The organism is Streptomyces sp. CB02400, assembly GCF_001905725.1.
Classification (GTDB): Bacteria; Actinomycetota; Actinomycetes; order Streptomycetales; family Streptomycetaceae; genus Streptomyces; species Streptomyces atrovirens.
Genome location: NZ_LIWB01000010.1, coordinates 164,734 through 179,854, shown reverse-complemented (window position 1 = coordinate 179,854; position 15,121 = coordinate 164,734). Strand labels below are relative to the sequence as shown.

At 72.0% G+C, this 15,121-nt stretch carries 14 protein-coding genes; 13 read left to right on the top strand and 1 reads right to left on the bottom strand.

What is annotated here, in order from left to right; translation table 11 throughout:
- The first annotated feature begins 274 nt into the window (after positions 1-274).
- The 13 genes from hpnC (at position 275) to AMK33_RS23970 (ending at position 14,190) form a co-directional block, all read left to right on the top strand.
- Positions 275-1,186 (top strand): squalene synthase HpnC, encoded by a 912-nt coding sequence (gene hpnC, locus AMK33_RS24025; RefSeq protein ID WP_073935015.1) that lies wholly within the window; start codon positions 275-277, stop codon positions 1,184-1,186.
- The gene (gene hpnD, locus AMK33_RS24020; RefSeq protein WP_073935014.1) at positions 1,183-2,133 is read left to right on the top strand and encodes a presqualene diphosphate synthase HpnD; all 951 of its coding nucleotides are present in this window, start codon (positions 1,183-1,185) and stop codon (positions 2,131-2,133) included. Before hpnC ends, hpnD begins: the two co-directional genes overlap by 4 nt.
- A complete protein-coding gene (locus AMK33_RS45220) occupies positions 2,133-2,258 on the top strand; it encodes a DUF6380 family protein (RefSeq protein ID WP_383462426.1) in 126 nt (41 codons plus the stop codon). The genes hpnD and AMK33_RS45220 overlap by 1 nt, the downstream gene beginning before the upstream one ends.
- On the top strand, positions 2,255-3,772 hold the full coding sequence (hpnE, locus tag AMK33_RS24015) for a hydroxysqualene dehydroxylase HpnE (RefSeq protein WP_073935013.1): 1,518 nt from the start codon (positions 2,255-2,257) through the stop codon (positions 3,770-3,772). The genes AMK33_RS45220 and hpnE overlap by 4 nt, the downstream gene beginning before the upstream one ends.
- Positions 3,773-3,836: 64 nt before the next feature.
- Positions 3,837-4,901 (top strand): polyprenyl synthetase family protein, encoded by a 1,065-nt coding sequence (locus AMK33_RS24010; protein ID WP_073935012.1) that lies wholly within the window; start codon positions 3,837-3,839, stop codon positions 4,899-4,901.
- 117 nt (positions 4,902-5,018) lie between these two features.
- Complete coding sequence (gene shc, locus AMK33_RS24005) at positions 5,019-7,064, top strand: squalene--hopene cyclase (protein WP_073935011.1); 2,046 nt, start codon at positions 5,019-5,021, stop codon at positions 7,062-7,064.
- Positions 7,064-7,834, top strand: a complete 771-nt coding sequence (locus AMK33_RS24000) for a phosphorylase family protein (protein ID WP_073935010.1) — start codon at positions 7,064-7,066, stop codon at positions 7,832-7,834. The genes shc and AMK33_RS24000 overlap by 1 nt, the downstream gene beginning before the upstream one ends.
- Before the next feature lie 5 nt (positions 7,835-7,839).
- Positions 7,840-8,862, top strand: coding sequence for an adenosyl-hopene transferase HpnH (hpnH, locus tag AMK33_RS23995; protein ID WP_073935009.1), 1,023 nt, complete (start codon positions 7,840-7,842; stop codon positions 8,860-8,862).
- 4 nt (positions 8,863-8,866) lie between these two features.
- Positions 8,867-10,024, top strand: coding sequence for a flavodoxin-dependent (E)-4-hydroxy-3-methylbut-2-enyl-diphosphate synthase (gene ispG, locus AMK33_RS23990; protein ID WP_073935008.1), 1,158 nt, complete (start codon positions 8,867-8,869; stop codon positions 10,022-10,024).
- Positions 10,025-10,052: 28 nt separating this feature from the next.
- Positions 10,053-11,966 (top strand): 1-deoxy-D-xylulose-5-phosphate synthase, encoded by a 1,914-nt coding sequence (dxs, locus tag AMK33_RS23985; RefSeq protein WP_073935007.1) that lies wholly within the window; start codon positions 10,053-10,055, stop codon positions 11,964-11,966.
- Complete coding sequence (locus AMK33_RS23980; protein ID WP_073935006.1) at positions 11,963-13,366, top strand: aspartate aminotransferase family protein; 1,404 nt, start codon at positions 11,963-11,965, stop codon at positions 13,364-13,366. The genes dxs and AMK33_RS23980 overlap by 4 nt, the downstream gene beginning before the upstream one ends.
- 75 nt (positions 13,367-13,441) lie before the next feature.
- Positions 13,442-14,065, top strand: coding sequence for a helix-turn-helix domain-containing protein (locus AMK33_RS23975; protein WP_073935005.1), 624 nt, complete (start codon positions 13,442-13,444; stop codon positions 14,063-14,065).
- Positions 14,062-14,190, top strand: a complete 129-nt coding sequence (locus AMK33_RS23970) for a DUF6126 family protein (RefSeq protein ID WP_073935004.1) — start codon at positions 14,062-14,064, stop codon at positions 14,188-14,190. Before AMK33_RS23975 ends, AMK33_RS23970 begins: the two co-directional genes overlap by 4 nt.
- A gap of 8 nt (positions 14,191-14,198) precedes the next feature.
- Here AMK33_RS23970 and AMK33_RS23965 read toward each other — a convergent pair whose 3' ends face one another.
- Positions 14,199-14,996 (bottom strand): tyrosine-protein phosphatase, encoded by a 798-nt coding sequence (locus tag AMK33_RS23965; protein ID WP_073935003.1) that lies wholly within the window; start codon positions 14,994-14,996, stop codon positions 14,199-14,201.
- Positions 14,997-15,121: the final 125 nt, after the last annotated feature.

The window sequence follows — 15,121 nt, the reverse complement described above, 5'->3', positions numbered from 1 at the left end:
TCTTGACGCCGATCGGTGTGTTGTCGTGTTGCGCGGAGACCCCCGTCGTTACGGGCCACGTTGCACAACGTAAGCTGTACCGGTCCCGAAAGGCGGCAATCAGGGCCATAATGCCCGACACCATCCGACGGTGCCGCATGGCGAAAGCCTCGGCGGCGTGTCCGAAATAGTATGCATTGGGTCAGCAGTGTAGAACGGGAGATGTGACGGCAATGGCTACGGAGACTCCCCGGCTGAACGCAGCGTGTGCCGTCCCCGCCCATGGCAGTCCGCGATGACGCCCGTGCCCGCGGCGCGTGCCGTCGACCCCGAGCGCGCCACCCTCGACAAGGCCGCCGCCGAGAACTTCCCCGTGGCCCCCTTCTTCCTGCCCCGGCCCTGGCGCGACGACCTCATGGCGGTGTACGGGTTCGCCCGTCTGGTCGACGACATCGGCGACGGCGACCTGGCCCCCGGCGGCACCGACGCCCGCCTCCTCGGGGTGCCGGAGGAGGACGCCGGAGACCGGCTGGTGCTGCTGGACGCCTTCGAGGCGGACCTGCGCCGGGTGTTCGACCCGGCGGGCCCCGAGCCGGGCCATCCGCTGCTGCGCCGGCTCCGACCGACGGTCCGCCGCCACGTGCTGACCCCCGAGCCCTTCCTCGGCCTGATCGCCGCCAACCGCCAGGACCAGCTCGTCAAGCGGTACGAGACCTACGACGACCTGCTCGCCTACTGCGAACTGTCGGCCAACCCCGTCGGCCGCCTCGTCCTCGCCGTCACCGGCACCTCGACGCCCGAGCGCGTCCGCCGCTCCGACGACATCTGCACCGCCCTCCAGATCGTCGAACACCTCCAGGACGTCGCCGAGGACCTCGGCCGCGACCGCATCTACCTGCCCGCCACGGACATGAAACGTTTCCACGTCCAGGAGGCGGACCTCGCCGCACCCACCGCCGGCGCATCGGTGCGCGCACTGGTCGCGTACCAGGCGGAACGCGCCCTCGGGCTGCTGAATGAAGGCTCCCCCCTCGTGGGTAGCGTCCACGGCAGACTCAGACTGCTGCTCGCGGGGTTCGTGGCGGGAGGAAGGGCGGCCCTCCACGCGATCGCCGCCGCCGAATACGACGTACTTCCCGGCCCGCCCAAGCCCGGCAAGGTCCAGTTGCTGCGCGAGGCGGGCGTGACTCTGCGAGGAAAGGGGTGATCCGGACCGTGGAGTCGCAACCACCCGCGTCCGCACCGGTACTCGCCGCCTACAGCTACTGCGAGGCCGTCACCGGACAGCAGGCACGCAACTTCGCCTACGGCATCCGGCTGCTGCCGACGCCCAAGCGGCGCGCGATGTCGGCGCTGTACGCGTTCTCCCGGCGCGTCGACGACATCGGAGACGGCACGCTGGCGAACGACGTCAAGGTCGCCCGGCTGGAGGACACGAGGGCGCTGCTCACCCGGATCCGCGACGGCGCGGTCGACGAGGACGACACCGACCCGGTCGCGGTCGCCCTCGCCCACGCCGCCGAGCACTTCCCGATCCCGCTCGGCGGCCTGGACGAACTCATCGACGGCGTCCAGATGGACACGCGCGGCGAGACCTACGAGACCTGGGACGACCTCAAGGTCTACTGCCGCTGCGTCGCCGGCGCCATCGGACGGCTCTCGCTCGGCGTGTTCGGCACCGAACCGGGCGCGCGCGGCGCCGAACGCGCACCCGAGTACGCCGACACCCTCGGCCTCGCCCTCCAGCTCACCAACATCCTCCGCGACGTCCGCGAGGACGCCGAGGGCGGGCGCACCTACCTGCCCGCCGACGACCTCGCCAAGTTCGGCTGCTCGGCCGGGTTCGACGGGCCCACGCCACCGGAGGGCTCCGACTTCGCGGGTCTGGTCCACTTCGAGGTGCGCAGGGCCCGCGCCCTCTTCGCCGAGGGCTACCGGCTGCTCCCCCTGCTCGACCGGCGCAGCGGCGCCTGTGTCGCCGCCATGGCCGGCATCTACCGCCGGCTCCTGGACCGCATCGAGCGCGACCCCGGGGCGGTGCTGCGCGGCCGGGTCTCCCTGCCCGGACGCGAGAAGGCGTACGTCGCGGTGCGCGGCCTGTCCGGCCTGGACACCCGGCACGTGACCCGGCGCACCGTCAGGAGGCGTGCCTGATGGACACCCCGCACCCCGGCGGAAAACGGCGGGCAACCCTCCGCCGCGACGCCGCGTCCCAGACTGAGACGGCCGGTCCCGCACCGTTCGAGCAGCGCACCGGCCGGACAGGGGAGGGCGCATGAGCCACGGCACACGCTCCGCGGGACCGCTCACGGACGGCCCCGTTCCGGCGGGACGGCACGCCGTCGTCGTCGGCGGCGGGCTCGCCGGCGTCACCGCCGCGCTGGCGCTCGCCGACGCCGGGGTGGGCGTCACCCTGCTCGAAAGCCGGCCGCGCCTGGGCGGGCTCGCCTTCTCCTTCCGGCGCGGCGACCTGACCGTCGACAACGGCCAGCACGTGTACCTGCGCTGCTGCACCGCCTACCGCTGGTTCCTCGACCGGATCGACGCAGCGGCGCTGGCACCGCTGCAGGACCGCCTCGACGTGCCCGTCCTCGACGTCGACCGTCCCGAGGGGCGGCGGCTCGGCAGACTGCGCCGCGACGCGCTGCCCGTACCCCTGCACCTGGGGCGCAGCCTCGCCACGTATCCGCACCTCTCGCTCGCCGACCGGGCCAGGGCGGGCCGGGCCGCGCTCGCGCTGAAGGGGCTCGACCTCGCCGATCCGGCCCTGGACACCCAGGACTTCGGCAGCTGGCTGGCCGCGCACGGCCAGTCGGCGCGCGCCGTCGAGGCCCTGTGGGACCTGGTCGGGGTCGCCACCCTCAACGCGGTCGCGGGCGACACGTCCCTGTCGCTCGCCGCGATGGTGTTCAAGACCGGTCTGCTGTCCGACCCTTCGGCGGCCGACATCGGCTGGGCCCGGGTGCCGCTGGGCGAACTGCACGACCGGCTCGCCCGCAAGGCGCTCGACTCCGCGGGCGTGCGTACCGAGGTCCGTACACGGGTCACCTCCGTCTCCGTGAACGGGAACGGGGCATGGAGCGTCCAGGTTCCCGGTGAGACGATCCACGCCGACGCGGTCGTCCTCGCCGTACCGCAGCGCGAGGCGTACGACCTGCTGCCCGCGGGCGCGCTCGACGCCCCCGAACGGCTGCTCGCCCTCGGCACCGCGCCGATCCTCAACGTGCACGTCGTCTACGACCGCAAGGTGCTCGCCCGGCCCTTCTTCGCCGCCCTCGGCACCCCCGTGCAGTGGGTCTTCGACCGCACCGACGCGTCCGGGCTGAAGCGCGGCCAGTACCTCGCGCTGTCCCAGTCGGTCGCCCAGGACGACATCGACGAGCCGGTCGCCGTGCTGCGCGAGCGGTACCTGCCCGAACTGGAGCGGCTGCTGCCGCGTACCCGCGACGCCCGGGTCGAGGACTTCTTCGTCACCCGGGAGCGCACCGCCACGTTCGCTCCCGCCCCCGGCGTCGGACGCCTCAGGCCCGGCGCCCGCACCAAGGCCCCCGGCCTGTACCTGGCCGGAGCGTGGACCGCCACCGGGTGGCCCGCGACCATGGAGGGTGCGGTCCGCAGCGGCGTCGGCGCGGCGGACGCCGCGCTGAGCGCCCTCGGCCGGCCCCGCCCCCGCCACCTCTTCGCACTGGAGGAGGCGGCGTACTCCACCTTCCCGGGGGACACCCCCCGGACCCCCGGCCACCATCCGGAGGACACCGGTGTCGCACTGCGAGGTGGGCCCGGTGAAGGTTGACGAACGCGGCGCGGCAGGTCCCCGCACCCCCGGTACCGCAACAAGAGGAGAGACTGTGCCCCCTGTGCCCCCGGCCTCGCAGGCCGCTCGAAGGACCGCGGTGGACGTGTCCGCGCTCCTGGAGCGCGGGCGGACCCTGGCCACGCCGGTACTGCGGGCGGCCGTCGACCGCCTGGCACCTCCCATGGACACGGTCGCCGCCTACCACTTCGGCTGGATCGACGCCCACGGCCGGCCCGCGGACGGCGACGGCGGCAAGGCCGTGCGCCCCGCCCTCGCCGTGCTGTCCGCCGAGGTCACCGGGGCCGCTCCGGAGACCGGCGTCCCCGGCGCGGTCGCCGTCGAACTGGTCCACAACTTCTCGCTCCTGCACGACGACCTGATGGACGGCGACGAACAGCGCCGGCACCGCGACACCGTCTGGAAGGTGCACGGCCCCGCCCAGGCCATCCTGGTCGGCGACGCCCTGTTCGCCCTGGCCAACGAGGTGCTGCTGGAACTCGGAACCGTCGAGGCGGGCCGCGCCACCCGCCGGCTGACCACCGCCAGCCGTTCGCTCATCGACGGCCAGGCCCAGGACATCTCCTACGAGCACCGCGACCGCGTCAGCGTCGAGGAGTGCCTGGAGATGGAGGGCAACAAGACCGGCGCCCTGCTCGCCTGCGCCAGCTCCATCGGCGCGGTGCTCGGCGGCGCGGACGACCGCACCGCCGACGCGCTGGAGAGGTACGGCTACCACCTGGGCCTCGCCTTCCAGGCCGTCGACGACCTCCTCGGCATTTGGGGCGACCCGGAGGCCACCGGCAAGCAGACCTGGAGCGACCTGCGCCAGCGGAAGAAGTCCCTCCCGGTCGTGGCCGCGCTCGCGGCGGACGGCCCCGCCTCCGAGCGGCTCGGCGAGATCCTCGCCGCCGACGCCAAGAGCAGCGACTTCGCGAACTTCTCCGAGGAGGAGTTCGCGGCCCGTGCCGCCCTCATCGAGGAGGCCGGCGGCCGCGACTGGACCGCCGGAGAGGCACGCCGTCAGCACACCGTCGCCATCGAGGCCCTGCACGCCGTGGACATGCCCGACCCGGTGCGGGAGCAGTTCACGGCGCTCGCGGACTTCGTCGTCGTACGAAAGAGATGATCACTATCGGTCGAATAGCCCTCGCGTAGTCGCCGGCCGGTGACCAGGGGAGAACGGCACCGGCCGACGGCGGACCCACAGCAGACACCACTCGCAGGACTGCACGAAGGGGAAGCCATGACAGCGACGACCGACGGAAGCACCGGGGCGGCCCTGCCGCCCGCGGTGGCCGCGGCCAGCGAAAACGACACCGACATCCCCGAGGCGGCCGGGGTTCCCGACAGGGCCGCCCGCGCCATGCGGCGCGCCACCGACTTCCTGCTGTCCCGGCAGGACGACCAGGGCTGGTGGAAGGGCGACCTCGAGACCAACGTCACGATGGACGCCGAGGACCTGCTGCTGCGTCAGTTCCTCGGCATCCGGGACGAGGACACCACCCGCGCCGCCGCCCTGTTCGTCCGCGGCGAGCAGCGCGAGGACGGCACCTGGGCCACCTTCCACGGCGGACCCGGCGACCTCTCCGCCACCATCGAGGCGTACGTCGCACTGCGGCTGGCCGGCGATCCGCCCGACGCCCCGCACATGGCGAAGGCCTCCGCCTGGATCCGCGAGCGGGGCGGCATCGCCGCCTCCCGCGTCTTCACCCGGATCTGGCTGGCCCTGTTCGGCTGGTGGAAGTGGGAGGACCTGCCCGAACTCCCGCCCGAGCTGATCTGGTTCCCGTCCTGGGTGCCGCTCAACATCTACGACTTCGGCTGCTGGGCCCGGCAGACCATCGTGCCGCTGACGATCGTCTCCGCCAAACGGCCGGTGCGCCCCGCCCCGTTCCCGCTGGACGAACTGCACACCGACCCGCACCGCCCCAACCCTCCCCGGCCGCTCGCCCCGGCGAGAAGCTGGGACGGCGCCTTCCAGCGGCTGGACAAGGTCCTGCACACGCTGCGCGGAGCCGTCCCGCGCCGGCTGCGCGGGGCGGCCGTGAACACCGCCGCCCGCTGGATCATCGAACGGCAGGAGAACGACGGCTGCTGGGGCGGCATCCAGCCCCCGGCGGTGTACTCGGTCATCGCGCTGCACCTGCTCGGATACGACCTGAACCACCCGGTGATGCGCGCGGGCCTGGAGTCGCTGGACCGGTTCGCCGTGTGGCGCGAGGACGGGGCCCGGATGATCGAGGCCTGCCAGTCCCCGGTGTGGGACACCTGCCTCGCCACCATCGCGCTGGCCGACGCGGGCCTGCCCGCCGACCATCCGCAACTGGTCAAGGCCGCCGACTGGATGCTCGGCGAGCAGATCGTGCGGCCCGGCGACTGGTCCGTGCGCCGACCCCATCTGCCGCCCGGCGGCTGGGCGTTCGAGTTCCACAACGACAACTACCCCGACATCGACGACACCGCCGAGGTGGTCCTCGCGCTGCGCCGGGTCAAGCACCACGACCCCGAGCGGATGGACAACGCGATCGGGCGCGGGGTGCGCTGGAACCTCGGCATGCAGTCGCGGAACGGCGCCTGGGGCGCGTTCGACGTCGACAACACCAGCCCGTTCCCCAACCGGCTGCCGTTCTGCGACTTCGGCGAGGTCATCGACCCGCCGTCGGCCGACGTCACCGCGCACGTCGTGGAGATGCTCGCCGTCGAGGGCCTCGCCCACGACCCGCGCACCCGGCGAGGCATCCAGTGGCTGCTCGCCGAACAGGAGCCCGACGGCTCCTGGTTCGGCCGCTGGGGCGTCAACTACCTCTACGGCACCGGCTCCGTGGTCCCCGCGCTGACCGCGGCCGGGTTCCCCGGCTCGCACCCGGCGATCCGGCGGGCGGTGGCCTGGCTGGAGAAGGTGCAGAACGACGACGGCGGCTGGGGCGAGGATCTGCGCTCCTACCGGTACGTCCGGGAGTGGAGCGGCCGTGGCGCCTCCACCGCCTCGCAGACCGCCTGGGCGCTGATGGCGCTGCTCGCGGCGGGGGAGCGGGAGTCCAAGGCCGTCGAACGCGGTGTCGAGTGGCTGGTGTCCACCCAGCGCGAGGACGGCTCCTGGGACGAGCCGTACTTCACCGGCACCGGCTTCCCCTGGGACTTCTCCATCAACTACCACCTCTACCGGCAGGTCTTCCCGCTCACCGCGCTCGGCCGGTACGTGCACGGGGAGCCGTTCACCGGGAAACCGGTCGCGGCGAAGACCGGGGCCGGGCCCGGACAGCCGCTCGCCGAGGCGAAGGGAAGCTGATGAGCCCCCAGCCCGCCCCGGCCCCGCTGCTGATCGCCTGCGCGCTCGGCATCGAGCAGTTCGCCCTGCGCAGGCGGGAGCGGGGCGTGTGGCGGAGGGGCGCGCCGGTGACGAGAGCCCGCGCGGGCGGAGGCCCCGACGAAGGAAGGGCTGAGCACGGGCGGGCTCTCGCCACCGGCTTTCAGCGCCCCGGAGCCGCACGGGACGAGTGGAGCACTTCGGGCGGGCCGGTCACCGTCCTGCGTACGGGCATGGGGCCGGCGGCGGCCGAACGCTCCGTCACCCGGATGCTCGCCGGCCCGGAGCTGAACCGGGCGGCCGTCCTCGCCACGGGCTTCTGCGCCGGACTCGCCCCCGGGATGCACCCCGGTGACCTGGTCGTCGCCGAGGAGACCCGGGACCCGCGCGGCAGCGTCCCGTGCGTGGGGACCGAACTGCTGGTGAAGGAGCTGGGGCGCGCGGTGCCCGGGTGCACCGTCCACACCGGTCCGCTCACCGGCTCCGACCACGTCGTCCGCGGGCACGAACGGTCCGGTCTGCTCGCGACCGGCGCGATCGCGGTCGACATGGAATCCGCCGCCACGCTTCTGAGCGCCGTCCGGGTGGGCGAGCGCCCGGTTGCGGCCGTCCGGGTGGTCGTGGACGCTCCTGAACACGAACTCGTCCGGATCGGCACGGTGCGCGGTGGAATATCGGCTTTCCGCGTTCTTCGGTCCGTACTCCCGGCTTTCCAAGAATGGCACCGTTCCTTGCTGCTCCCCAGGAGGTGAGCCAGATGGCCATGCCGCTGCGTCAGTCCATCAAGGTCGCTACATACTTGGCCGAACAGAAGCTCCGCAGGCGGGACAAGTTCCCGCTGATCGTCGAACTGGAACCGCTCTTCGCCTGCAATCTCAAGTGCGAGGGGTGCGGCAAGATCCAGCACCCGGCCGGGGTGCTCAAGCAGCGGATGCCCGTCGCCCAGGCCGTCGGCGCGGTACTGGAGTCCGGGGCGCCCATGGTGTCGATCGCCGGCGGCGAACCCCTGATGCACCCGCAGATCGACGAGATCGTGCGCCAGTTGGTGGCCAGGCGCAAATACGTCTTCCTGTGCACCAACGCCATGCTGCTGCGCAAGAAGATGGACAAGTTCACTCCTTCGTCCTACTTCGCGTTCGCCGTGCACATCGACGGGCTGCGCGAGCGTCACGACGAGTCGGTGGCGAAGGAGGGCGTGTTCGACGAGGCCGTGGCGGCCATCAAGGAGGCCAAGCGGCGCGGCTTCCGGGTCACCACCAACTCGACCTTCTTCAACACCGACACCCCGCAGACCATCGTCGAGGTCCTCAACTACCTCAACGACGACCTGGGGGTCGACGAGATGATGATCTCGCCCGCCTACGCCTACGAGAAGGCCCCCGACCAGGAGCACTTCCTGGGCGTGGAGCAGACCCGGGAGCTGTTCAAGAAGGCCTTCGCGGGCGGCAACCGGCGCCGCTGGCGGCTGAACCACTCCCCGCTGTTCCTGGACTTCCTCGAGGGCAAGGTCGACTTCCCGTGCACCGCGTGGGCGATCCCCAACTACTCCCTCTTCGGCTGGCAGCGCCCCTGCTACCTGATGAGCGACGGCTATGTGCCGACGTACCGGGAACTGATCGAGGACACCGACTGGGACCGGTACGGCCGCGGCAAGGACCCGCGCTGCGCCAACTGCATGGCGCACTGCGGCTACGAGCCCACCGCCGTCCTCGCCACCATGGGGTCCCTGAAGGAGTCGCTGCGCGCCATGCGCGAGACGGTCTCCGGGAACAGGGAGTGAGGCCGTGACCGCTGTCTCCCTCGGGATGCCCGAGGTACCGCTGCCGCCGCTCGCCGTACGGCGCGCCTCGCGGCGGATCCAGGTGGGACCGGTGGCGGTCGGCGGCGGCGCCCCCGTGTCCGTGCAGTCGATGACGACCACGCGCACGTCCGACATCGGCGCCACGTTGCAGCAGATCGCCGAACTCACCGCGTCCGGCTGCCAGATCGTCCGGGTCGCCTGCCCCACGCAGGACGACGCGGACGCGCTCGCCACCATCGCCCGCAAGTCGCAGATCCCGGTGATCGCGGACATCCACTTCCAGCCCAAGTACGTCTTCGCGGCCATCGAGGCCGGCTGTGCCGCCGTACGCGTGAACCCGGGCAACATCAAGCAGTTCGACGACCGGGTGAAGGAGATCGCACGGGCCGCCCAGGACCACGGCACCCCCATCCGGATCGGCGTCAACGCCGGGTCGCTGGACCGGCGCCTGCTCCAGAAGTACGGCAGGGCGACCCCGGAGGCGCTCGTCGAGTCCGCCCTGTGGGAGGCGTCCCTCTTCGAGGAGCACGGTTTCCGGGACATCAAGATCTCCGTGAAGCACAACGACCCGGTGGTGATGATCAACGCCTACCGGCTGCTCGCCGAGCGATGCGACTACCCGCTGCACCTCGGCGTGACCGAGGCGGGCCCCGCGTTCCAGGGCACGGTCAAGTCGGCCGTCGCCTTCGGGGCGCTGCTCAGCGAGGGCATCGGCGACACGATCCGGGTGTCGCTGTCCGCGCCGCCGGCCGAGGAGGTCAAGGTCGGCATCCAGATCCTCCAGTCGCTGGGGCTGAAGGAACGGCGGCTGGAGATCGTCTCCTGCCCGTCCTGCGGACGCGCCCAGGTCGACGTCTACAAGCTCGCCGACGAGGTGACCGCGGGCCTGGAGGGCATGGAGGTGCCGCTGCGGGTAGCCGTCATGGGGTGCGTCGTCAACGGCCCCGGCGAGGCCCGCGAGGCCGACCTCGGCGTCGCCTCCGGCAACGGCAAGGGGCAGATCTTCGTGAAGGGCGAGGTCATCAAGACCGTCCCCGAGTCGAAGATCGTGGAGACGCTGATCGAGGAGGCGATGAAGATCGCCGAGCAGATGGAGAAGGACGGCATCGCGACGGGGGAGCCGGCCGTCACCGTGAGCTGAACAGCACGGAACCGAAGGGGGACCGAGCGTGACGATCCTGGAGAGCATCCGGCAACCACGCGACCTGAAGGCGCTGTCCGAGGCGGAACTCGGCGAACTGTCCCACGAGATCAGGGAGTTCCTGGTGCACGCGGTCGCCAGGACCGGCGGCCACCTCGGACCCAACCTCGGGGTGGTGGAACTCACCGTCGCCCTGCACCGGGTCTTCGAGTCGCCCGTCGACCGCGTCCTGTGGGACACCGGCCACCAGAGTTACGTCCACAAGCTCCTGACCGGCCGTCAGGACTTCTCCAAGCTGCGCGGCAAGGGCGGCCTGTCCGGCTACCCCTCCCGCGAGGAGTCCGAGCACGACGTCATCGAGAACAGCCACGCCTCCACGGCCCTCGGCTGGGCCGACGGACTCGCCAAGGCCCGCCAGGTGCGGGGCGAGAAGGGCCATGTCGTCGCGGTGATCGGCGACGGCGCCCTCACCGGCGGCATGGCCTGGGAGGCGCTCAACAACATCGCCGCCGCCAAGGACCGCCCGCTGATCGTCGTCGTCAACGACAACGAACGCTCCTACGCCCCCACCATCGGCGGACTCGCCAACCACCTCGCGACCCTGCGCACCACCGACAGCTACGAACGCGTGCTGGCCTGGGGCAAGGACGTGCTCCAGCGCACCCCCGTGATCGGCCGCACCGTCTACGAGGCGCTGCACGGCGCGAAGAAGGGCTTCAAGGACGCCTTCGCCCCGCAGGGCCTCTTCGAGGACCTCGGCCTGAAGTACCTCGGCCCCATCGACGGCCACGACATCAAGGCCGTGGAGTCCGCGCTGCGCCGCGCCAAGCGCTTCCACGGCCCCGTCCTGGTCCACTGCCTCACCGAGAAGGGCCGCGGCTACGAACCCGCCCTCGCCCACGAGGAGGACCACTTCCACACCGTCGGGGTGATGGACCCGCTCACCTGCGCGCCGCTGGCCCCGTCCGGCGGACCGTCCTGGACCTCCGTCTTCGGCGAGGAGATCGTCCGGATCGGCGAGGAACGCGAGGACGTGGTCGCGATCACCGCCGCCATGCTGCGTCCGGTCGGCCTCGGCGCCTTCGCCGAGCGGTTCCCGGACCGGGTGTGGGACGTCGGCATCGCCGAGCAGCACGCGGCCGTGTCCGCGGCGGGCCTGGCGACCGGCGGCCTGCACCCGGTCGTCGCCGTCTACGCCACCTTCCTCAACCGCGCCTTCGACCAGCTCCTGATGGACGTGGCGCTGCACCGCTGTCCGGTGACCTTCGTCCTGGACCGGGCCGGCGTCACCGGCGTCGACGGGCCCTCGCACAACGGCATGTGGGACATGTCCGTCCTCCAGGTCGTCCCCGGGCTGCGCATCGCCGCGCCCCGCGACGCCGACCAGCTCCGCGCCCAGCTCCGCGAGGCGGTCGCCGTCGACGACGCGCCCACCCTGCTCAGGTTCCCCAAGGAGTCCGTGGGCCCGGCGGTCCCCGCGCTGGACCGCGTCGGCGGCATGGACGTACTCCACCGGGCGTCCGGCCCCGAGGTGCTGCTGGTGGCCGTCGGCGTGATGGCGCCCGTCTGCCTGAAGGCCGCCGAGCTGCTCGAAGCGCGCGGCATCGGATGCACCGTGGTCGACCCCCGCTGGGTCAAACCCGTCGACCCGGCCCTCCCGCGACTGGCCGCCGGGCACCGTATGGTGGCCGTCGTGGAGGACAACAGCCGTGCGGCCGGGGTCGGTTCGGCGGTGGCGCTGGCGCTGGGCGACGCCGGGTGCGACGTGCCCGTACGGCGGTTCGGCATCCCGGAGCAGTTCCTCGCGCACGCCAAACGCGGCGAGGTGCTCGCCGACATCGGCCTCACCCCGGTCGAGATCGCCGGACGGATCAGCGCGAGCCTCACCGCCGGGGAAGAGCCGGCGCACCAGTCACCGGACCCACAGGAGCCCCAGGCATGACCACCGCGGAGTCGTCGGGGACCGGGGAGTTCGACCTCGGCGCGCTGCTGGCCGAGCGCGGAGCCGAGCGCTACGAGCTGCACACCCGGTACCTCAACCACCAGCTCCCGCGCATGCTGCGCACCATCGGCTTCGACAAGGTCTACGAGCGTGCCGAGGGCGCCCACTTCTGGGACGCCGACGGCAACGACCACCTGGACATGCTCGCCGGGTTCGGGGTGATGGGCCTGGGCCGCCACCACCCCGTGGTCCGCAAGGCGCTGCACGACGTCCTGGACGCCTCCCTCGCCGACCTCACCCGCTTCGACTGCCAGCCGCTGCCCGGCCTGCTGGCCGAGAGGCTCCTCGCGCACAGCCCCCACCTGGACCGGGTGTTCTTCGGCAACAGCGGCACGGAGGCGGTCGAGACCGCCCTGAAGTTCGCCCGGTACGCGACCGGCAGACCGCGCGTCCTGTACTGCGAGCACGCCTTCCACGGCCTGACCACCGGCTCCCTCTCCGTCAACGGCGAGTCCGGCTTCCGGGACGGCTTCGCCCCGCTGCTGCCCGACACGGCCGTACCGCTCGGCGACCTCGACGCGCTGGAGCGGGAGCTGCGCAGGGGGGACGTGGCCGCCCTGATCGTGGAGCCGATCCAGGGCAAGGGCGTGCACGAGGCGCCGCCCGGCTATCTGCGGGCCGCGCAGGAGCTGCTGCACCGGCACAAGGCGCTGCTGATCGCCGACGAGGTGCAGACCGGCCTGGGCCGGACCGGCGACTTCTACGCCTACCAGCACGAGGAGGGTGTCGAACCGGACCTGGTGTGCGTGGCCAAGGGGCTCTCCGGCGGCTACGTGCCGGTGGGTGCCACGATCGGCAAGGACTGGATCTTCAGGAAGGTCTACTCGTCGATGGACCGGGTGCTGGTCCACTCGGCCAGCTTCGGGGCCAACGCCCAGGCCATGGCGGCGGGCCTCGCGGTGCTGTCGGTCATGGAGAACGAGCGGATCGTCGCCCGCGTCCGCGGCACCGGCGAACTGCTGCGGACCCGGCTGGCCGCACTCACCGAGAAGTACGAGCTGCTCGCCGACGTCCGCGGCCGGGGCCTGATGATCGGGATCGAGTTCGGCCGGCCCCGGTCCCTGAGACTGCGCTCACGCTGGACCGTGCTCCAGGCCGCCCGCAAGGGACTCTTCGCGCAGATGGTGGTCGTCCCGCTGCTGCAACGGCACCGCATCCTCACCCAGGTCTCCGGCGACCACCTGGAGGTGATCAAACTGATCCCGCCGCTGATCATCGACGAGGAGGACGTCAACCGGTTCGTGGACGCCTTCACCGCGGTGATGGACGACGCGCATGACGGCGGCCTGGTGTGGGAGTTCGGCAGGACGCTGGTGAAACAGGCGGTGGCCGACCGCTGACCCTCGTGCCCGCGCCGGGTTTGCCTCTGAGGCAAGAAAATTGCCCGTGGGGCAAATCCGGGGCTGAATGGAGGCATGAGCTCCTCCGAGACCGGGCCGCCGGCCGAACCGGCCGGCGCGCTCCCCGTGGTCGCGCCGCAGCTGCGCGCCCTGCGGCGACGGGCCTCCCTCACCCTGGAGGCCGCCGCCCGCGACGCGGGTCTGTCGCCCGCCCATCTCTCCCGGCTGGAGACCGGACAGCGCCAGCCCTCGCTGCCGATGCTGCTCTCCCTCGCCCGCATCTACGGTACGACCGTCTCCGAGCTGCTCGGTGAGTCGGCCGCCGACCGGGACGCCGTGGTGCGCGCCGCCGACATGGAGTCCACGGCGGCGGGCGGCTGGACGTACTGGCAGGCCGGTGCCGCCGGACGCGGCATGCAGGCCCTGCGGGTCCGTGTGCCGCACGGCTCCCAGGGCGACATCGTGCGCGTCCACCCCGGTGAGGAATGGCTGTACGTCCTCAAGGGGCGGCTGCGGCTGCGCCTCGGCGACACCCTGCACCGGCTCGCCCCGGGCGACAGCGCGCACTTCGACTCGCTGACCCCGCACCGCATCGCCGCCGCCGACCCCGACGGGGTCGAGCTGCTGTTCGTCCACACCCTGCTGCAGAGTCCCACGGCCGCGCTGTGCCTGGGCCCGATCCACGGAGAAGCGACATGACCGGCAAAGACATGGAAGAGAAGCTCCCCCGGGCCCTGTGGGTGCGGCTGTTCGTCTACGTGGTGGTGGGACACCTCTTCGCGGCCTTCATCTACTTCCTCTTCGAGATGGCTCCGAAGAAGTAGCGCCCGCCTCAGTCGAGCAGGCGCTCACGCAGCCGCTCCCGGGCCTCGGGGGTGAGCCCGAGCGCCTGCTCCAGATACGGGTCCACACCGCCCCAGGTCTCCTCGACGGTCTCGAAGGCCGCCGACAGATACTCCGCGCGCGCGTCGAACAGCGGGCTGAGCAGCTCCATGACCTCGGGGGAGTAGGCCGAGGCGGAGCTGCCGCTGCGCTGCACCTTGTAGCGGCGGTGCTTGGCGTTGGACTTCAGGTAGTCGTCGACGATCGCGTCGCGTTCGACGCCCACCGCGAGCAGCGTCACCGCCACCGACAGCCCCGCGCGGTCCTTGCCGGCCGCGCAGTGCATCAGCGCGGGAACGCTGTCCTCGGCGAGCGAGCGCAGCACCCGGGAGTGCTCGGCGGTGCGCTCCTTGATGATCAGCCGGTAGGAGCTGATCATCCGGTCCGCGCCCTTGCCGTCCGCGAGGATCGAGCGAAGCTGCTCCAGATCGCCGTCGCGGACCATCTTCCAGAACTCGGCGCCGTCGGCCGGGTCGCTGAGCGGCAGGTTCACATTGCGCACGCCCGGCAGCGTGACGTCCGGCCCTTCCAGCTTCTGGTCGGCCGCGTTGCGGAAGTCGAAGACCGTGTGCAGTCCGAGCGAGGACAGGAAGACGGTGTCCTCCGCGGTCGCGTGGGCGAGATGACCGCTGCGGAACAGCACACCGTGCCGCACCCGCCTGCCGTCGACGGTCGGCAGTCCGCCCACGTCGCGGAAGTTGCGTACTCCGGCCAGCTCGGGTTCGGTCGACGGCACCTGCTGCGTCACGAAGGACTCCTCCCACTCGGCGCCGCCGGCGGGGCTCGTCGACGGGCACGAGTCGACGATACGACATGCCTGCCTGGGGCAATGAGTTGTCCACAGGCATTGCCCGGCCGCCCCCACGCCCCCGA